Source organism: Corynebacterium sp. HMSC06D04 (genome assembly GCF_001807315.1).
GTDB lineage: Bacteria > Actinomycetota > Actinomycetes > Mycobacteriales > Mycobacteriaceae > Corynebacterium > Corynebacterium simulans.
Genome location: NZ_KV788548.1, coordinates 138,445 through 155,675 on the forward strand (window position 1 = coordinate 138,445; position 17,231 = coordinate 155,675).

The following is a 17,231-nucleotide window of genomic DNA, read 5'->3' on the forward strand; positions in this document are numbered from 1 at the left end:
AAAATGGCACTTTTGACCTCTTCTGAGAGTTTGCAGACTGACCAGAAAGCCGAAACCAAAACCGACACCCACCAGGTAATTGCCGAGTACCGCAGCAATAACTTCCGCAAGGTACTCATCATCGGTGCACTGGTGCTGGCTGCCTTCGTAGCCTTCGTCATTGCCACGGTGGTCGGCCCGATTCACCTTTCCCCGATGGAGATGCTGCGTGGCATTTTCTCACCGGGCCAGGTGGATGAGACCACCCGGACGGTCCTGTGGAACCTGCGCCTGTCGGCGTCGGTTATGGCCGTGCTCATCGGCGCCGCACTGGCGCTATCCGGCGCGCATATGCAGACCATTCTGGATAACCCTTTGGCCGAGCCTTTCACCTTGGGTATTTCCGCCGCCGCGGCTTTTGGCGGCGCGGCCTCCATCGTGCTGGGCTGGACCGTGCTGGGAAATCCGCAGTTCAATCTCGCGGCCGTCGCTTGGCTGTCGGCTCTTGTGGCCGTGGCCATCGTCGCGGGTGCGGCGGTGTGGCGCGGCGCTAGTGCGGAGTCAATGATTCTGCTGGGTATCGCCCTCGTTTTCTTGTTCCAGGCACTGCTTTCGCTGATGCAATACAGCGCCTCGACTGAAGCCCTGCAGCAGATTGTCTTTTGGACCATGGGCTCCCTGCAGCGTGCGAATTGGGTGTCCAACCTGATCATCGCGGCCACCTTGCTGGTTGCCATTCCTTTCACCATGCTCAACGCGTGGAAGCTCACGGCGCTGCGCCTTGGCGACGAGCGTGCGGCGGCCCTTGGCATCAACGTGCAAAAACTGCGCGTTCTAACCCTCGTCGTGGCCTCCTTGCTGGCCGCTAGCGCCGTGGCCTTCGCCGGCATCATCGGCTTCATTGGCTTGGTTGGCCCACACGTGGCGCGCCTATTGGTGGGCGAGGATCAGCGTTTCTTCGCTCCAGCCTCCATGGCGGCGGGCGCGATGCTGCTGGCGGGAGCACACGCGGTATCCATCACCATCATCCCCGGCGTTGCCGTACCCATCGGCATCATCACGGCGCTCGTTGGTGTTCCTTTCTTCGTGCTGCTCATCTTCACCAAGAGGAGGATCAAGTGCTGAAAGTAGAACAGGCATGCGTGAACTTTGGCAAGCGGGAGGTGCTCAAAGGAGTTGACTTGCCCGAGCCTGAACCCGGCACCATCGTCGGACTCATCGGCCCCAACGCGGCGGGCAAGTCCACCTTGGTCAAGGCCATCGCCGGCATTCAGAAGCTAACTTCGGGCACCTGCGATACTGGTGGCGCCAACGTGGGTTACGTGCCGCAGGATCTTTTGACCAGCGCCTCGCTGACCGCCTTTGAATCGGTGGTCATCTCCGCTAAGCGTGGCTCAGTTAATGCCTTGGAATCGGCGGTGCAGGCACTCGAAAAGCTCGGCATCGTGCATCTCGCACACCGCTACGTCCACCAGCTTTCCGGCGGCCAGCGCCAGCTCGTCGCCGTGGCGCAGATGCTGGCCCGCGAACCGGATCTCATGCTGCTGGATGAGCCAACCTCCGCGCTCGACCTGCGCCACCAGGTGCATCTGCTGGATACCTTGCGCAAGGAGGTCTCCCGCGGGGCGGTGGCGTTGGTGGCTATCCACGATCTCAACCTGGCCGCGCGCTATTGCGATGAGCTCGTGGTTCTTCACGGCGGCCGTGTGCGTGCCCATGGAACGCCCGCAGAGGTGCTGAACACCGAGCTGCTGGGTGAGGTCTATGGCATCCGCGCTCGAGTCATCGACGACGAGGGCGTGCCCATGGTCTGTCCTGTCGAGGCTAGCTTCGGTAAGCTTGAGCCTCATGAGCCAACTCACTCGAGATGAAGAACGAGACCAAGTACTAAAACTGGCGCGTCAGGCGAAGAAAGTTGCGCCGCAGTTCGCGCAGCTTTCCACCCCACGCAAGAACGAGATTCTTCTGCGCGCTGCTGAAAACCTGGTGGCCCGCACCCCTGAGATCCTCGAGGCCAATGAGCGCGACGTCGCCGCTGGCCGCGCGGCCGGGATGAATGATTCTTTAATCGATAGGCTCTCGCTCGACGCCGCGCGCGTCGAAGGTATCGCCGGCGGCCTGCGCCAGGTCGCCGCCCTGCAGGACCCAGTAGGGGAGGTACTGCGGGGCCACACCATGGACAACGGCATCCAGATGAAGCAGGTGCGCGTGCCGCTCGGCGTCATGGGCATGGTTTATGAGGCCCGCCCGAATGTCACGGTGGATGCCTTTGGCCTTGCGCTCAAGTCTGGCAACGTTCCGCTGCTGCGCGGATCTAAGTCCGCACGCAACTCCAACGAGCAGCTCGTGGAGATCCTCCAGGACACCCTGGCGCACTTCGACCTTCCGCGCGAGGGCGTGCAGCTCCTGCCGTGCGAGAGCCACGATTCGGTGCAGGATCTCATCACGGCGCGCGGGCTTGTCGACGTCGTGATTCCCCGCGGTTCTGCTCGCCTCATCAATGCGGTGGTGGAGGGCGCTACCGTCCCCGCCATTGAGACCGGCACCGGCAACTGCCACTTCTACATCGATGCCAGCGCCGACCTCGACAAGGCCATCGCCATGGTTATAAACGGCAAGACCCGCCGCCCTTCGGTTTGTAACTCCACCGAGTGCGTGCTGCTGGACGCCGCGCTTGCCGACGCCGCGAAACTCCGCGTCATCACCTCCCTTCAGGAGGCGGGCGTGGTCATCCATGGCGAGGTCGCTGAGCTCGAGCAATTCGGCGTGGCCAATGCCGTGGAAGCAACCGACGAGGAATGGCGCGAGGAGTTCCTGAGCAACGACATCTGCGCCAAGGTAGTTGACGGCGTCGCTGGCGCCATCGCGCATATCGCCGAGTACACCACCGGCCACACTGAGGGCATCGCCGCTCAGGACGCCGATGTTCTGCTTAAGTTCGCCAACGAGGTCGATGCCGCCGCCGTCATGCTCAATGCCTCCACCGCCTTTACCGACGGCGAGGTTTATGGCATGGGCGCGGAGATCGGTATCTCTACCCAGAAGCTGCATGCCCGCGGCCCGATGGCTTTGCCGGAGCTGACCTCCACAAAGTGGATCCTGCAGGGCAGCGGTCAAACTCGACCTTAAAACATGCATCTATCTTTTTCTCGTTTCCTCTCTTCCCGAGGCCTGCCTTCCCAATCGCTGTCCTTCTTGGCTGCCTCCACAGTTGCTCTGGGCAGCGCCTTCGCAGTTGCCCCACATGCAGCAGCTGAGGAGAGCGCCTGCCCCGACGTCGTGGTGCTCGCCGCACGAGGCTCTGACCAGGACAAGGACCACGGCGAGTACTTCGGCCCGCAGCAATACTCGGAGCACTCCGCGCCCTCAAACGGCTACGAGGGCCCGAACCTCGCAGGCCTTTTCCACTTAGTAGAAAAGCGTCATCCGGGAACCATGGACCGCGTCTTCGTGCTGGCCATGGATGACAAGGCCTATCCGGCAGAAATGGACCTGCCGGCGCTGGCAGAAGACGGCGAGAACCTCAACCCGATTCAGACCGTGCAGCGCCTAGCGCTCATCGTGGGGCAGCACCCGCTCTACGAGCTCATTCCTTCTGTCTTGTTCGGCTTTATCAACAGCGTGCAAACCGGCATGGCCAATGCGCCCAAGGTGGTCCAAGACTACGAGGCGAGCACCGGCTGCGCACCGAAGTACATAACGGCTGGGTACTCGCAGGGCGCCATCATCACCACGAGTGCGGAAAAGTCCCTCCCGCGGCTGCATGCAGCCATTACGTTGGGAAATCCACTTTCCCTGCCGGGCGATCCCAACGTCATCGGCAGCCCAGCCCGCGGTGGCGGACTACTGGAATTGGCCCCAGCGCACATGCGTCCAGAAAGCGCGGTGTTGCCCGAGGGGCAGCGCTTGAACTACTGCCTGCGGGACGATTTCGCCTGCGACCTCTCGGTGGCGTCGGCAAGCGCGGCTCTATCCACCAAGGCCTCGCGGCATGCTTCCTATTTCACCCAGGCGCCCACGCCCGCCGATGAAAAAGTAGCCGATACCTTTGCAAGCTGGGTAGAAAGCGCACGTATAATCTCCACTCATGACTAGTCCACAGCGCATTGGAATCATGGGCGGCACTTTCGACCCCATCCACAATGGCCACCTCGTGGCCGCCAGTGAGGTGGCCTACCGCTTCCAACTGGACCAAGTGGTCTTCGTGCCCACCGGCCAGCCGTGGCAGAAGGAGGGGCGCGACGTCACCGCAGCCGAGCATCGCTACCTGATGACCATGGTGGCAACCGCCTCGAATCCGCGCTTTACCGTCTCCCGCGTCGACATCGACCGCGAGGGCCCCACCTACACCATCGATACCCTGCGTGACCTGCGCGAGCTTTTCCCCGATGCCGAGCTCTACTTCATCACCGGCGCCGATTCCCTGGCCTCGATCATGAGCTGGCACGATTGGGAGGTCATGCTAGAGATGGCCAACTTCGTCGGCGTCACCCGCCCCGGCTACGAACTCAGCAAGGATATGCTGCCGCTGGAATCCCAAACCGGGATCGAACTCATCGAAATTCCCGCCATGGCCATTTCTTCCACCGATTGCCGCAAGCGCGCCGGGGAAGGCGAGCCGGTGTGGTATCTCGTGCCGGATGGGGTTGTCCAATACATCGCTAAGAACAATCTTTATGGGCCTAATCCTGATAAGCCTTTATAGAATTTGGGAAAAAGAATTCACGGAAATAGCCAAACGCACCTCTTACGTGCGAAACTGGCAGAACTAAAAAGTATTCGAAGATATTTGGAAGATATTTGAAGGAAAGCACATGTCCGTTACTGATGTAGCCCGCAAGATGGCTGAAACCGCGGCGCACGCTGCTGACGAGAAGCTGGCCACGAACATCGTGGCTATCGACGTCTCTGACGTGCTTGCTATCACCGAGATCTTCGTGCTGGCATCCGCCGAGACCGAGCGCCAGGTGGCCTCCATCGTGGAGGAAATCGAAGACGAGCTGACCAAGCTTGGCCACGAGCCAAAGCGCCGCGAAGGCAACCGCGAAAACCGCTGGGTACTGCTGGATTACGGTCACATCGTTATCCACGTCCAGCGCAACGATCAGCGCGAGTTCTATGGCCTCGATCGCCTCTACCACGATTGCCCGATCCTGGAGATCGAGGGCATCGAGACCCCGGAGCGTCCGGGCGAGTGGTCCGACGAGGTTAACCTGCGCGAAGTTGAGTCCATCGATGAGATCCCACTGGCTCAGCCGGAGCCGGAAGAGGACGAGGAGTACTAAACCTTGTCGCGCCGCCTGCTTCTGATCCGCCACGGTCAGACCACTTATAACGCCACTGGCCGCATGCAGGGCCACCTGGACACGGAGCTGTCCGAGCTGGGGCTTGCACAGGCCAAGCAGGCAGCAGATCTGCTTGCGGAGCAAGGGATTTCCGCGATCGTGTGCTCGGATCTTTCCCGTGCCCGCGCCACCGCCGGCGTCATTGGTGAACGTTTGGGCCTGGAGCCTACTGTCGACGCCCGCCTGCGCGAGACGCACCTGGGCAAGTGGCAGGGGATGTCCTCGGCGGAAGTAGATCGCGACTACCCCGGCGCCCGCGCCATCTGGCGTCACGATCCCACCTGGGCGCCGCCGGAGGGCGAGTCGCGGGTGGACGTCGCCAAGCGTGCGCGTCCCGTCATCGACGAGCTGATGCGTGACCCGGAACCGTGGGCCGAGGGCACCGTGTTGGTGGTGGGGCACGGCGGTGCGATTGCAGCGCTGACCTGCCACCTTTTGGGCCTGCGCCACGAGCAGTACTCCATCCTTTCGGGCCTGAAGAACACCCACTGGTCCCAGCTGACCGCCCGTCCGGACTTTGATCCAGCGAATCCGCAGGCCTCCCTCGAGTTCACTGCGGGAAACGTGGACGGCGCCAAGTGGTACTTCGACGGCTGGAACATGGGGGCAGGTGACTAGTGGCCGTCCGCATCGTCACTGATTCCGCCGCGGGGCTGCCGCCAGACATCGTGAAAAACCTGCAGATTCGAGTAATCGATTTGCACGTCATGGACGCAGACGGCGAGCAATCTACCTCGGGTCTTACTGCGCTGGAGCTCGCGGCCGCATACGGTCGCGAAATGGAACGCTCCACCGACGACGGCATTGTGGCCATCCATCTGTCCAAGGAACTTTCTTCCACCTGGTCTGCCGCGGTGACGGCTTCGGGCGTGTTCCCCGATACCGTCAAGGTGGTCGAGTCCGGCTCGGCGGGCATGGTGATTGGTGCCGCGGCGATGTCTGCGGCGACCTTGGCGCGTGATGGCGCCTCGCTTGAGGAGTGCTACGAGGCGGCGCTGGATACGATCAAGCGCGGCCGCACCTGGGTTTACCTCAACTCCACGGAGGAACTGCGCCGCTCCGGTCGCCTTTCTACCACCACCGCGATGCTCTCCACTGCACTTCTGGCCACCAAGCCCATCATGTCCATCGTGGGCGGCAAACTGGAGCTCGTAGGCAAGACCCGCACCCAGACGAAGGCTTTTACCAAGCTGGTCGATCTCATCGCCTCCCGCGCCGACGATGAGCCCGTTTTCGTGGCATTGCAGCACAACGACGCCGAGGAGGCCGCCGAGCGCTTGCTCGAACTGCTCGAGATAGCCCTGCCGAAGGGCTCTTCCTTCATGGTCGAAGAACTCACCGAGGTCCTCGCCGTGCATGCCGGCCCCGGCGCCATCGGCGTATCGGTGGTCTTTAGCAAGGAACCTCCTGAATCGTTGACACGAACAACAAGTTATCCACAGGTTTTTAAATTGCCTCTAGCGCATTAACTGCGCCGCCTTTTAGCGTCGAGGGCATGCCGCATATTAGCGATCGCCTTCGGGAACTAACGCGCCCCACCGGGGAAGAGGACCTGCTCAACGTCACCTATCCGCGCCCGCGCGTGCGCATTCCGCCGTGGCTTGCCTGCGCCATCGCGGTGTTGGTTGCTGCGGGTGTCTTGGCGTGGCTGGGTATTACGAGCCGGAACGATCCTTATGCGGTTTCCGTTTCCGAGGCTACGAGCAGCGCCGCTGCACCGAGCTCCCTGGTGGTCTCCGTGGTGGGGGAGGTCGAAAACCCCGGCCTTGTCACGGTGGCGCCGGACGCCCGCATTGCCGACGCCCTCGATCATGCCCACCCGCGCCCCAGCGTGGACCTCCTCAACCTCAACCTGGCCAAACGGCTTAGCGACGGCGAGCAAATCGTCGTCGGCCTGCCCGCACCCGCCCCAGCCCCGGGCGAGCCGCAGGAAGGCGGTCTGCTCAGCCTGAACTCAGCCACCAAGGAGCAGCTGATGGAGCTGAAAGGGGTGGGGGAGGTCACGGCGGAGTCCATTTTGAGCTTTCGCGAGGAATCCGGCGGTTTTACCTCGATTGAGCAGCTGATGGAGATAAGCGGCATTGGGCCTGCAAAGTTCGAGGCGCTCAAAGACCAGGTGCAATTATGAGGCAGCTGCGCCTGCTGCCGGCCGCGTGTGCGGTGTGGCTGGCCACGCTCTTAAGCTTTAACGGCGCGTGGTGCTCCTTAGTGCCGCTAGTCTGTCTAGTCCTGTGGTTCTGGCAGCGCGGCCAGGCGGTGCTCACCACGAGCCTTAGCGCCTTGGCCATCGCCGTGACTAAGGTGCGCATTTCCCGCGCGGGCCCGCTTGGCGACGTCCTGACCGGCACCGTCATAACTGAGCCCACCGAGGTGCGCTTTGGCTGGCTGCTGCGCCTGCGCGTGCCTGGCTATCCCTTTCAGGTACCTGTGTTTAGCGACGAACCCGCTCCAGCCGGGGCCCAAGTGACCGTGGACCATGGCACCATCACTTCGCTTACCCCGCCGGATTCTTTGGCCGCGCACGTGGCAGAGAACTTCCGCGAGCTGGTCAGCATAAGCGTTGGCCCTTCCTCACAAGGCCTGCTGCCGGGCATGGTGCTGGGGGATACCACCTTGCAGACTGCGGCAGAAAAGCAGCTTTATATCGACACCGGGTTGTCACATTTGAGCGCGGTATCCGGCTCGAACGTGGCCATCGTGTGCAGCGCTGCCGCCTTGTTGGTGAAGGGACCACGGCTGCGGGTCGCGGCGTCGCTAAGCGCATTGTGCATCTTCGTGGCTTTGGTGGGGTTTGAGCCTTCCGTCCAGCGCGCGGCCGTGATGGGCCTGGTGGGACTACTCGCGGTTTTAAACTCCGCGCGCATGGAGCCGATGCATGGGCTCAGCCTGGCTATCATCGTGCTGCTTTTTATAGACAGCGAGTTGGCCAAGAACTTCGGGTTTGCGTTGTCGGTGGCGGCGACCGCCGGAATCGTGGCACTCTCGCCGTTGCTTTATCGCCACCTGGCGGTGATTGGATGGCCGGATATCTTCGTCCGCGCGCTCGCCGTGGCAATTGCGGCCGACCTCGTGACGATGCCGATCATCGCTCTGATGTCCGGGAAGGTATCGGTGGTCTCGGTACTTGCAAACGTGCTGGTTGCTCCCGCGACTGCTCCCGTGACCATCCTGGGATTGCTGGCAGCCCTCTTCGCGCAGCTGGGCCCGCTTTCCGTGTTGGGCGCCGGGGTACTGCGCCTAGCCGAGCCTTTTACCTGGTGGATCAACACCATCGCCCGCGGCTGCGCGGCCTTGCCGGTCAGCACCGTTGACGCTAGCCCTTTCCTGGTGTTGCTGGGCTACGGCTGGATAGTGGCGGGCATCCTCTACAAACGCCCGTTGCTCACACTTGCCTGCGTGGTTGCATTCCTGTGGCCGAGGCACATTGATACCCCGCAGGAACCGATACATGTGGTGGCCACCGAGGAAGACATCGAGCCCATTCCGCCGGGCACACGCAGCATCATTGTTACGCAAGATTCGCCGCCCGATTACCCCACGCGCACAGCAGATGGAATCGCAGTTTTCTACCGCTAGAATTGCTCCTATGAATCAGGTCCATCTCATCCTCGGCGACGACGAATTCCTCACCGAACGTGCCCGCCTTTCCATCCAGAAGGCGGCCGGGGAGGGAGTCGAGGTGGTCCGCCTCAAGGCTTCTGAGGTCTCGGAGGGGGAAATCGCCATGGCGACCAGCCCCTCCCTGTTTGGCGATAACCGCGTCATCGTCATCAGCGACGTCGAAAAGGTGGGCAAGGAACTCACCCAAATCCTCCTTAAGGCCGTCGCCGATCCAGGCCCCGGCATGACCTTGGTGCTCATCTACAGCGTGACGGCCAAAACTCTCAAAGGTAAGAAGAAACCACCAGAGCTCGTTGCCAAGCTGCGCAAAGTAGGCGAGGTGCACGAGGTGTTCTCGCTCTATCCCAACGAGCTGGGTACCTGGGCCACCCGCGAGTTCGCCTCGCACGGGGTACGGCCAACCCCCGACGTCGTCCAGGCCGTGCTCGATGGCGTGGGCTCCGATCTGCGTGAGCTGGCCTCGGCGATTTCCCAGCTGGTCTTCGATACCAACGGCAACGTCACCCGCGAGGCCGTGCACAACTACTACGTCGGCGTGGCTGAGGTGGCGAACTGGGACATCGCCGACGCCGCCGTAGCCGGGCGCGTGGAAGCCGCCGTCTCCACGTGCCGGCGCGCTCTCCAATTAGGTGCCTCGCCCGTTGCCATCTCGGCGGCGCTGGCGAATAAGGTAGGCGCAATCGCCAGGCTCTATTCCGCCCGCGGCGACCAATACTCTTTGGCCAAGGCAACCGGCCTTGCTCCTTACGTGGTGAAGCTGACTCACCCGGTGGCGCGCCGCTGGTCGGAGGATTCCGTGAACAAGGCAGTGGTGCTCATGGCCGAGCTCGATGCCGCAGTCAAAGGCCAAGGCGGCGACGAAGAGTTTGCGGTAGAGGCCGCTGTGCGTAGAGTAGCCGAGCTTGCGCGATAAACTATTTCGCATGGAAGACATCCAAGAATTTGCCACGAAGCTTTTTGATTTCGCACGCAATGGCGACGTCACGTTGCTGGAGTACATCGCCCAAGGCGTGAACCCGAACATGGTCAACCAGGACGGCCATTCCTTCGTCATGCTGGCGGCATACAACGGCCATGCGGAGCTCGTGACCAAGTTAGCTGCCGCAGGCGGGGACGTGAACCTGCTCAATGACCGCAATCAATCCCCGCTGGCAGGAGCAATTTTTAAGAAAGAGGATGCGGTGATCGAAGCCCTCCTAGCAGCCGGTGCCGATCCGCAGGCCGGCCAGCCTAATGCCTTGGATTCTGCCCGCATGTTCGGCCGCGAAGATTTGATCGAGCGCCTTTCATGAGCTGGTCCGCGTTTGCGTTCCTCATCGCCATGAACATGGTGGGCGCCCTCGCGCCGGGACCAGACATCGTACTGGTGACCCGTTACGCCACCCGCTCGCGCAAGCATGCGGTTGCGGCCGTCACGGGCACTCAGGTCGGCGTGCTTTTCTGGTGCACGCTCACGGTGTTCGGCGCGGCGGCGTTGCTGACCGCATTCCCGGGGCTGCTCCGCTTCATTCAGGGCATCGGCGGCTGCTTCCTCATCTGGATGGGCCTGCAGAATGTTCGCACGGGCCTGGCGCAGCGCAAACAGCCGGCGTTGAACCTAGATGAGGCAGTATCGCGGTTGGGTAGTGTCAAGCAAGTCTTCCGCACAGGGCTTTTCACCAACCTTTCGAACCCGAAGATCGTGCTCTACTTGGCGGCGATGATCGCGCCTTTGCTGCCGCCGCACCCGCCGCTGTGGCTGGCCGCGGGGCTCGTGCTGAGCATGGGCATTTCCAGCTACTTGGTCTTCGTGACCGTTGCAACGGTGATTTCCACCAACGCTATCCGACGCCGCCTTCTTGCCGCCGGACCCATCATCGACATCGCTTCGGGTTGTTTCTTCGCCGTGGCCGGTGTGGGCCTAATTATTGCCGCTATAACAGGCTAAGTTGCTGCGGCGCGAAAAGCTCTGCCACCCACTGCGACCACGCCACCACGGTTTGGGCGCGGCGGGGAAGCGTAGAACCAGAGATATTCAGGTCGGCCGCCTCCATGATGGCCACGGCTTCTTCCTTGCTCAGCATGCGCTGCTTCTCGGCCACGGCGGCCACCATCTCGTGGAAGACAGGCCGGCTAGCTAGCGCCTCGATGAGCTGTAGGTTGCGTCCGTCGCGGGTATCGGCCAGTTCGATTCCCTCGACCAGCTCATCCTCGATGCGCATTAGGCCCAAGTAACGGCCGGCATTCAAGTAATAGTCAGCCTGACGGTGGCTAAACCCAAAGTGCTCGGGAATCTCCGCCTTGGGCAGTGGCAGCATTTCCCAGAGGCTGACCACGCGCGCAAAGGAATCGGCCTGGGGAAAGGGAATCTCCGCCTCGCGTGGGCTGCTGCGCCGTAGGACCGCCTTGACGGATTCGGTGTTGAGCTCGGATTCGCCGAGCATATAACGTGCGGCGGCCTCGAGCTGGATGCTGCGGAAATCTTCCGCATCGCTGAAACGATAGCGATACAGGTGGAAGATGCCGTTGGAATAGACCAGGTATACCGGCACAACTTCCTTTCCCAGCTGTTGGCTAAAGCGCCGGAAAGGCAGATAAAGCTGGCGAATGTTGAAATCGGGCGAGATATGATTCTTGCACTCGATGAGCACCAGGCACTCGGGCGCCTCAAACCCGCCGTCTATTTCCATCTGCGCACGGTCCACCACGAGCTCCTCGCCGCGCAGGCGCATGCTGACGGTGCCGGTGGACATGCGCCCAGCCACGGTGGCATGCAGCTTATCGACGCCCAGGAAATCCTGCAGCACTCCCGCAATCACCGCGGCATTGAGCACGAGGGTCTCGGAGCTTAAGTTGTCGAAGTCAAGCGATTCAACCCCTTGCGGAACGGGCAGCGTCTTAAGCGGCGTCACGGTCTCCGGAAAAGGCTCGTAGACGTCGAAGTTGCCCACGACGTATCCATCGCGCCGGATGGGGAAGATGCTTAAGTTGTGCTCCTGGAAAATCTCCGGGCGGGAAGCGGAAAAGTCATGTTTGGCCAGAAGGCGCGGCTCTCGGCTGCCCTTTTCTTTGAGCTGTTTGGCGCTAAATTCCACGAAGCCTTCGCGTTCGATGCGTGCCAAGGTCTCGGCGTCGAGGATGCGCTGCCACGCGACGTCGTTAAGCCTCGCCATAGTTACGCACCAATACTTCGTCGACTTTGCCGCGCTTGGATGCCACGGAATTGATGGCGCGGGTGGCCCCAACGATGTCTATCTCGTAGGCGGAATAGATCTCCTGGATGAAATCCGTGGCGGAGTTCGATAGCAGGAACTTCACGCCGGCTGCGTCGAGTTTGTCGCAGACTTCCTTAAGACGGAGCTGATCCTCGCGGCCGAAGCCGCCGGACTGATACCCAGTGAAGTTGCTTGTGGGATTGACTGGGTCATAGGGAGGATCGAGGTAGACAAAGTCCCCCTCTTTGGCGTCTTGCAAGATGGCGGCATAGTCACCGGTGTGGAAGGAAACCTCGTTGTCATTGAGATACCCCGATACCCCGCGCAGGGTCTCTTCGTCACAGATGGCGGGGTTGGCGTAGCGGCCGAAGGGGGAGTTGAACTGCCCGGCATTATTGACGCGGTAGAGGCCGTTGTAGCAGGTCTTGTTCAGGTAGATGGTGCGCGCGGCGCGCTCGGTGCGCGTCATGTGTGCGAAGGAGGAATCGCGGTCTTTGCCGCGCATCTCGTAGAAGAAGTCTTCCTCGTTGGGATAGGTGCTTAGCAATGAGATGAGACCGTCAACATCGTCGCGCACGGTCTCGTAGACGTTGATGAGTTCAGAGTTGAGATCGTTGACCGTGGCCTTTTCCGGGGTCAAAGAAAACAGCACCGCGCCGCCGCCCAAGAAGGGCTCGTAGTAATGGTTAAACTCCGGTAAGGCAGCGTGGATTGCGGGCAGGAGCTGGCGCTTTCCGCCGACCCACTTGAGGAGCGGCTTGATGGTGTGCTGCTTGGCAAGACTCATAGCTCAAAATCCTAGCGTGCCCGCCGGACACGTTCGAAAATCAGTGCGGATCTTTCGGAGTGGAGATTAAAAAATGCCCTCCCTCTTGCGAGGAAAGGCATTAAAAGTCAGGCTTTAAAAAGCTTAGGCCATCTTGTTGAAGGCGTTAGCCATACCGGACTTCTTGTTGGCGGCCGTGTTGCGGTGGAAGACACCCTTGGACACGGACTTGTCCAGTGCGCGGGAAGCGACGCGGAGCTGCTTCTCGGCAGCTTCCTTGTCACCAGCGGTGACAAGATCGCGGAACTTGCGGATCTCGGTGCGGACTGCGGAACGGACAGCCTTGTTGCGCTGACGTGCCTTTTCGTTGGTGAGAATGCGCTTCTTCTTGGACTTGATGTTTGCCATTTGAATTACCTCTTGGAATCGAAAGTGATTGAACTGCAACCAACCTGCCGGACATGTCCTGCATCTGAATTAATGCGCGGCGTTGATGTTCGATGAGCGGACCCAAGGTCCTGACCGCCCCGACCAACGCGCCCGGAAAGTAAGTAACCTATAAAAAGCTAGCAGGAGCTGGGATAAAACCCAAATCACGCCCAGTGATAGCGGGAACGCAAACGGTTGGCGATGCGCTCAAAGCGGCGCTCCGGGAAAAGCGTGCCTTGGCGGCGGCATTCTTCCTCAGAGATTTCGAGGATGCGATCTAGGCGTACCCAGCACTGCCTGCCGCTTTCGTCCCACTCGCCGGTGCCGATGTCGAGCCATTCTTCCTCGTGCGCGTGGTTTGGATTTGGGGAGATCAAAAGCCCCAAAACAGTGGTGCGCGTGCGGGAGATGATGAGCACGGCGCGTTCGTGCGGCGGTGATTGCTTGCCGTCGGAAGGCGCCCAGACCCACACCACCTCGCCGGAATCGGCCTGGCCATCCATGTCAGGGGAGAAGCAAACGGTGCGCGGATGCGAGGAGGTGGTTTCGATGCGAATCTTTGCTGCTTTGCGGGGTTCACGGTGCTCAGCAGCATTATTCATGCCTAGCCTGTTGGATATGTGAGCAAGGCCGACGTCGACTGGCTCGCGTTCTGCGATGCCAAGCGCCTGCCTTAAGCGGGTAAGTGGGTTGCCGCTAGTCATGTCGACTATTGTAGACGCATGTCTAAAAACTTTGCGGCCACTACGTTTACGGATCTTTCCCAGATTCGAAACTTCTGCATTATCGCCCACATCGACCATGGCAAGTCGACGCTGGCTGACCGCATCCTGCAGTTCTCGCAGGTCGTTGACGCGCGCGACATGCGCGATCAGTACCTCGACAACATGGATATCGAGCGCGAGCGCGGCATTACCATTAAGGCGCAGAACGTGCGTCTGCCCTGGGTTCCGCGCACCGGTGAGCATGCGGGCGAGGAGTTCGTCATGCAGATGATTGATACGCCGGGCCACGTGGACTTTACTTACGAGGTCTCCCGCGCGCTCGAGGCATGTGAGGGCGCTATTTTGCTTGTCGACGCCGCCCAAGGCATCGAGGCGCAAACCCTCGCCAACCTTTATCTGGCGATGGAAAATGATCTGGAGATCATCCCGGTCCTCAACAAGATTGACCTCCCCGCTGCGGATCCGGAGAAGTACGCCCTCGAGATCGCCAACATTATCGGCTGTGAGCCGGAGGACGTCCTGCGCGTGTCCGGCAAGACGGGCGAGGGCGTCGAGGAGCTGCTCGATAAGCTCGTGGATTTGGTGCCAGCGCCAACCACGGATGCGCCTGCCGACGCCCCCGCGCGCGCCATGATTTTCGACTCCGTCTATGACACCTACCGCGGCGTCGTCACGTATATCCGCATGATGGACGGCAAGCTGACCCCGCGTCAGAAGGTCACCATGATGTCCACGGGTGCTAATCACGAGCTGCTGGAGGTGGGTATCGTCTCGCCGACCATGCGCAAGTGCGAGGGCTTGGGCCCGGGCGAGGTTGGTTACCTGATTACGGGCGTGAAGAATGTGCGTGAGACCAAGGTGGGTGACACCGTTACCTGGGCAACCAACGGCGCCGAGGAGCCGCTGAAGGGTTATGCGGACCCGAACCCGATGGTCTATTCGGGCCTTTTCCCAATCTCCCAGGCGGACTTCCCAGACCTGCGCGACGCACTGGAAAAGTTGCAGCTTAACGACGCCTCCTTGACCTTCGAGCCAGAGACCTCCGTTGCTCTGGGCTTTGGCTTCCGCTGCGGCTTCTTGGGCCTTTTGCACATGGAAATCACGCGCGACCGCTTGGAGCGCGAGTTTGGCTTGGACCTGATTTCCACCGCGCCTTCTGTTACCTACCGCGTGGTTGCAGAAGACGGCGCTGAGTCCCTCGTGCACAACCCTTCGGATTGGCCGAGTGGCAAGTTGCGCGAGGTCTACGAGCCAATCGTGAAGATGACCATCATTGTGCCGGAGCAGTTCGTGGGCCCAACCATGGAGCTGTGCCAGTCCAAGCGCGGCCAGATGGGCGGCATGGACTACCTCTCTGAAGACCGCGTAGAGCTGCGCTACACCATGCCTTTGGGTGAGATTATCTTCGACTTCTTCGACATGCTGAAGTCTCGCACCAAGGGTTATGCTTCGCTGAACTATGAAGAGGCTGGGGAACAGCTGTCTGATCTGGTCAAGGTGGATATCCTGCTCAACGGTGATCCGGTCGACGCCTTCTCTGCCATCGTTCACCGCGATTCGGCGCAGTGGTACGGCAACAAGATGACGAAGAAGCTTAAAGAGCTCATTCCGCGCCAGCAGTTCGAGGTTCCGGTCCAGGCCGCCATTGGCTCCAAGATCATTGCGCGTGAGAATATCCGCGCTATGCGCAAGGACGTCCTGGCGAAGTGCTACGGCGGCGATATTTCTCGTAAGCGTAAGCTGCTGGAGAAGCAGAAGGCTGGTAAGAAGCGCATGAAGTCCATCGGTTCGGTATCTGTTCCGCAGGAAGCGTTCGTGGCGGCGCTTTCTACCGACGGTGAGGGCTAATACTGCGCTTATCGACGTCCCCGGGGCTGGGGCAGCCGGGGGACTAATTTTTCGAACACTCTTGCGGATGTCCGGGGTGTATTATATCTTGGGTTTGTACAGCTTGGAGGGGAAGCTGACCGGCATCGCCGGATAATGGAAAATAAACCTAGGAGACTTCGATGGACGGACCTTACTTCGCTCCACTGAATCCAAAGAACCAGGCCGGGCAGGCTTTTACGGAAAGCAATCGCCTCAACTGGCTCGCACTGCAATCGATCATTCCACAACCTGGCGACGACGCTGACCTAGCCTTCAACGACGTCTCACGCAGCCTCGGCATCACTTCCTATAAAGCCGAACATCTTTACTACGGCATCCGCAAACTTTCTTTTCTACCGAAACTTACTCGTCTCAATAAGCTCGATTGGTTCCTTGATTTTGACCGAATCCTCGCCGTCGGCAGGGCTCTACAAGGCGTCGAGGAGCGTGTCCTGCCTCATATCGACGACGCCTTGGAGGAATTGTTTACGCCCAGCCGCGCAAACCAGCGCCTGCCGGAGGCTTCGCGCATCCGCAGCGTAATTTCTGATGTCCTTTCTTTGCACAATTGTTTGAAGGGCGAAGACGAAGAAGAACGTGACCGCTATAAACTCGAGCGTCATGCAGGCCGCGGGGAGTTTACCGCCAACCTTGACGCCGTGACCGCCGAAAAAATCGATCGCGTCGTCCGCAAACGCGCCGCGGACGAAGGAATTTCCTTCGCTCGCGCACTTGCTTCCTGCGTGCTCGAGCCAGTTGAGCAAAAGGTCGTGATTAACCTTTTCCAGCAGGCAGAAACCACCCTCGCGTTTGCTCCGGGCTATGGCTACGTTATCCCGCCTGCAGATGCCTCCTATCGCAACATCGCGCCAGCACAGACCGAGACTTATCGTCCCACCGCCGGCATTCGCGCCTTCGTGGAGGCCCGCGATGGAACCTGCCGCGGCCCGGGATGCAGCAAGCCAGCCCACCGCAACCAGCTCGACCACCGCGTTCCCCATGGCGAAAATGGCCCAACTTCCACCGATAACTTGGTCAGCCTCTGCCAGCACTGTCACAACATCAAGACTGATGGCCGTGCCTTCTACATCATGGACCCAATTACCGGGGAGATTTATTGGCTCTTCGAAGACGGCCGCTGGGAATCCAATTCTCCAGAGGGCGTGCTCGTGCCAGACACCGCGAACTGGCGCCAAACCGTTGCCCAAAGGATGGAAGCCTGGGAAGCGAGAGGAGGGGTACTCTCCTTTGCTTGATACGGGGTAGGTCCCATGTAGGCTCGATGGTCAAACCCGGGAAGGAT

General features: G+C 60.7%; 19 protein-coding genes. 15 read left to right on the forward strand and 4 right to left on the reverse strand.

The features are described from left to right. The first annotated feature begins 3 nt into the window (after window positions 1–3). From HMPREF3155_RS08010 to HMPREF3155_RS08070, 13 genes are all read left to right on the forward strand, one after another. The gene (locus HMPREF3155_RS08010) at window positions 4–1,104 is read left to right on the forward strand and encodes a FecCD family ABC transporter permease (RefSeq protein ID WP_083281277.1); all 1,101 of its coding nucleotides are present in this window, start codon (window positions 4–6) and stop codon (window positions 1,102–1,104) included. Then, the gene (locus HMPREF3155_RS08015) at window positions 1,098–1,850 is read left to right on the forward strand and encodes an ABC transporter ATP-binding protein (RefSeq protein WP_070433010.1); all 753 of its coding nucleotides are present in this window, start codon (window positions 1,098–1,100) and stop codon (window positions 1,848–1,850) included. Before HMPREF3155_RS08010 ends, HMPREF3155_RS08015 begins: the two co-directional genes overlap by 7 nt. Continuing rightward, window positions 1,828–3,108 carry a glutamate-5-semialdehyde dehydrogenase gene (locus HMPREF3155_RS08020; protein ID WP_070433011.1) on the forward strand — a complete coding sequence of 427 codons (1,281 nt, stop codon included), beginning with the start codon at window positions 1,828–1,830 and terminating at the stop codon, window positions 3,106–3,108. Before HMPREF3155_RS08015 ends, HMPREF3155_RS08020 begins: the two co-directional genes overlap by 23 nt. A gap of 3 nt (window positions 3,109–3,111) precedes the next feature. Further along, on the forward strand, window positions 3,112–4,074 hold the full coding sequence (locus HMPREF3155_RS08025) for a hypothetical protein (RefSeq protein ID WP_070433012.1): 963 nt from the start codon (window positions 3,112–3,114) through the stop codon (window positions 4,072–4,074). Further along, the gene (nadD, locus tag HMPREF3155_RS08030) at window positions 4,067–4,684 is read left to right on the forward strand and encodes a nicotinate-nucleotide adenylyltransferase (protein WP_070433013.1); all 618 of its coding nucleotides are present in this window, start codon (window positions 4,067–4,069) and stop codon (window positions 4,682–4,684) included. Before HMPREF3155_RS08025 ends, nadD begins: the two co-directional genes overlap by 8 nt. A gap of 109 nt (window positions 4,685–4,793) precedes the next feature. Further along, window positions 4,794–5,264, forward strand: coding sequence for a ribosome silencing factor (rsfS, locus tag HMPREF3155_RS08035; protein WP_061924072.1), 471 nt, complete (start codon window positions 4,794–4,796; stop codon window positions 5,262–5,264). Window positions 5,265–5,267: 3 nt separating this feature from the next. Next, complete coding sequence (locus HMPREF3155_RS08040; RefSeq protein WP_070433014.1) at window positions 5,268–5,942, forward strand: histidine phosphatase family protein; 675 nt, start codon at window positions 5,268–5,270, stop codon at window positions 5,940–5,942. Further along, the gene (locus tag HMPREF3155_RS08045) at window positions 5,942–6,793 is read left to right on the forward strand and encodes a DegV family protein (protein WP_070433015.1); all 852 of its coding nucleotides are present in this window, start codon (window positions 5,942–5,944) and stop codon (window positions 6,791–6,793) included. Before HMPREF3155_RS08040 ends, HMPREF3155_RS08045 begins: the two co-directional genes overlap by 1 nt. 26 nt (window positions 6,794–6,819) lie before the next feature. Further along, window positions 6,820–7,452, forward strand: coding sequence for a ComEA family DNA-binding protein (locus HMPREF3155_RS08050; protein WP_070433016.1), 633 nt, complete (start codon window positions 6,820–6,822; stop codon window positions 7,450–7,452). Continuing rightward, window positions 7,449–8,900 (forward strand): ComEC/Rec2 family competence protein, encoded by a 1,452-nt coding sequence (locus HMPREF3155_RS08055; protein WP_070433017.1) that lies wholly within the window; start codon window positions 7,449–7,451, stop codon window positions 8,898–8,900. The genes HMPREF3155_RS08050 and HMPREF3155_RS08055 overlap by 4 nt, the downstream gene beginning before the upstream one ends. 10 nt (window positions 8,901–8,910) lie before the next feature. Continuing rightward, window positions 8,911–9,858 carry a DNA polymerase III subunit delta gene (gene holA / locus HMPREF3155_RS08060; protein ID WP_210385651.1) on the forward strand — a complete coding sequence of 316 codons (948 nt, stop codon included), beginning with the start codon at window positions 8,911–8,913 and terminating at the stop codon, window positions 9,856–9,858. 10 nt (window positions 9,859–9,868) lie between these two features. Next, window positions 9,869–10,237 carry an ankyrin repeat domain-containing protein gene (locus tag HMPREF3155_RS08065; RefSeq protein ID WP_070433018.1) on the forward strand — a complete coding sequence of 123 codons (369 nt, stop codon included), beginning with the start codon at window positions 9,869–9,871 and terminating at the stop codon, window positions 10,235–10,237. Then, on the forward strand, window positions 10,234–10,872 hold the full coding sequence (locus tag HMPREF3155_RS08070) for a LysE family translocator (RefSeq protein ID WP_061924054.1): 639 nt from the start codon (window positions 10,234–10,236) through the stop codon (window positions 10,870–10,872). Before HMPREF3155_RS08065 ends, HMPREF3155_RS08070 begins: the two co-directional genes overlap by 4 nt. Here HMPREF3155_RS08070 and HMPREF3155_RS08075 read toward each other — a convergent pair. The 4 genes from HMPREF3155_RS08075 to HMPREF3155_RS08090 form a co-directional block, all read right to left on the reverse strand. Further along, a complete protein-coding gene (locus tag HMPREF3155_RS08075) occupies window positions 10,859–12,097 on the reverse strand; it encodes a type II restriction enzyme (RefSeq protein ID WP_070433019.1) in 1,239 nt (412 codons plus the stop codon). The two genes, HMPREF3155_RS08070 and HMPREF3155_RS08075, sit on opposite strands and share 14 nt — an antisense overlap. After that, on the reverse strand, window positions 12,084–12,926 hold the full coding sequence (locus tag HMPREF3155_RS08080) for a DNA adenine methylase (protein WP_210385652.1): 843 nt from the start codon (window positions 12,924–12,926) through the stop codon (window positions 12,084–12,086). The genes HMPREF3155_RS08075 and HMPREF3155_RS08080 overlap by 14 nt, the downstream gene beginning before the upstream one ends. Window positions 12,927–13,049: 123 nt before the next feature. Then, window positions 13,050–13,313, reverse strand: coding sequence for a 30S ribosomal protein S20 (rpsT, locus tag HMPREF3155_RS08085; RefSeq protein WP_061924046.1), 264 nt, complete (start codon window positions 13,311–13,313; stop codon window positions 13,050–13,052). Window positions 13,314–13,498: 185 nt separating this feature from the next. Then, the gene (locus tag HMPREF3155_RS08090) at window positions 13,499–14,038 is read right to left on the reverse strand and encodes a type II toxin-antitoxin system PemK/MazF family toxin (protein ID WP_062037877.1); all 540 of its coding nucleotides are present in this window, start codon (window positions 14,036–14,038) and stop codon (window positions 13,499–13,501) included. Between the two features lie 18 nt (window positions 14,039–14,056). Here HMPREF3155_RS08090 and lepA point away from each other — a divergent pair, with 18 nt between their 5' ends. Continuing rightward, the gene (gene lepA, locus HMPREF3155_RS08095) at window positions 14,057–15,907 is read left to right on the forward strand and encodes a translation elongation factor 4 (RefSeq protein ID WP_070433020.1); all 1,851 of its coding nucleotides are present in this window, start codon (window positions 14,057–14,059) and stop codon (window positions 15,905–15,907) included. Between the two features lie 161 nt (window positions 15,908–16,068). Beyond that, the gene (locus HMPREF3155_RS08100) at window positions 16,069–17,184 is read left to right on the forward strand and encodes an HNH endonuclease (RefSeq protein WP_062037883.1); all 1,116 of its coding nucleotides are present in this window, start codon (window positions 16,069–16,071) and stop codon (window positions 17,182–17,184) included. Window positions 17,185–17,231: the final 47 nt, after the last annotated feature.

What these genes read in the sequence shown, in the direction of transcription:
- HMPREF3155_RS08010 (WP_083281277.1), top strand. Translation starts at nt 4, where the DNA reads ATGGCACTTTTGACCTCTTCTGAGAGTTTGCAGACTGACCAGAAAGCC.
- HMPREF3155_RS08020 (WP_070433011.1), top strand. Translation starts at nt 1,828, where the DNA reads ATGAGCCAACTCACTCGAGATGAAGAACGAGACCAAGTACTAAAACTG.
- HMPREF3155_RS08025 (WP_070433012.1), top strand. Translation starts at nt 3,112, where the DNA reads ATGCATCTATCTTTTTCTCGTTTCCTCTCTTCCCGAGGCCTGCCTTCC.
- nadD (WP_070433013.1), top strand. Translation starts at nt 4,067, where the DNA reads ATGACTAGTCCACAGCGCATTGGAATCATGGGCGGCACTTTCGACCCC.
- rsfS (WP_061924072.1), top strand. Translation starts at nt 4,794, where the DNA reads ATGTCCGTTACTGATGTAGCCCGCAAGATGGCTGAAACCGCGGCGCAC.
- HMPREF3155_RS08050 (WP_070433016.1), top strand. Translation starts at nt 6,820, where the DNA reads ATGCCGCATATTAGCGATCGCCTTCGGGAACTAACGCGCCCCACCGGG.
- HMPREF3155_RS08055 (WP_070433017.1), top strand. Translation starts at nt 7,449, where the DNA reads ATGAGGCAGCTGCGCCTGCTGCCGGCCGCGTGTGCGGTGTGGCTGGCC.
- holA (WP_210385651.1), top strand. Translation starts at nt 8,911, where the DNA reads ATGAATCAGGTCCATCTCATCCTCGGCGACGACGAATTCCTCACCGAA.
- HMPREF3155_RS08065 (WP_070433018.1), top strand. Translation starts at nt 9,869, where the DNA reads ATGGAAGACATCCAAGAATTTGCCACGAAGCTTTTTGATTTCGCACGC.
- HMPREF3155_RS08070 (WP_061924054.1), top strand. Translation starts at nt 10,234, where the DNA reads ATGAGCTGGTCCGCGTTTGCGTTCCTCATCGCCATGAACATGGTGGGC.
- HMPREF3155_RS08075 (WP_070433019.1), bottom strand. Translation starts at nt 12,097, where the DNA reads ATGGCGAGGCTTAACGACGTCGCGTGGCAGCGCATCCTCGACGCCGAG.
- HMPREF3155_RS08080 (WP_210385652.1), bottom strand. Translation starts at nt 12,926, where the DNA reads ATGAGTCTTGCCAAGCAGCACACCATCAAGCCGCTCCTCAAGTGGGTC.
- rpsT (WP_061924046.1), bottom strand. Translation starts at nt 13,313, where the DNA reads ATGGCAAACATCAAGTCCAAGAAGAAGCGCATTCTCACCAACGAAAAG.
- HMPREF3155_RS08090 (WP_062037877.1), bottom strand. Translation starts at nt 14,038, where the DNA reads ATGACTAGCGGCAACCCACTTACCCGCTTAAGGCAGGCGCTTGGCATC.
- lepA (WP_070433020.1), top strand. Translation starts at nt 14,057, where the DNA reads ATGTCTAAAAACTTTGCGGCCACTACGTTTACGGATCTTTCCCAGATT.
- HMPREF3155_RS08100 (WP_062037883.1), top strand. Translation starts at nt 16,069, where the DNA reads ATGGACGGACCTTACTTCGCTCCACTGAATCCAAAGAACCAGGCCGGG.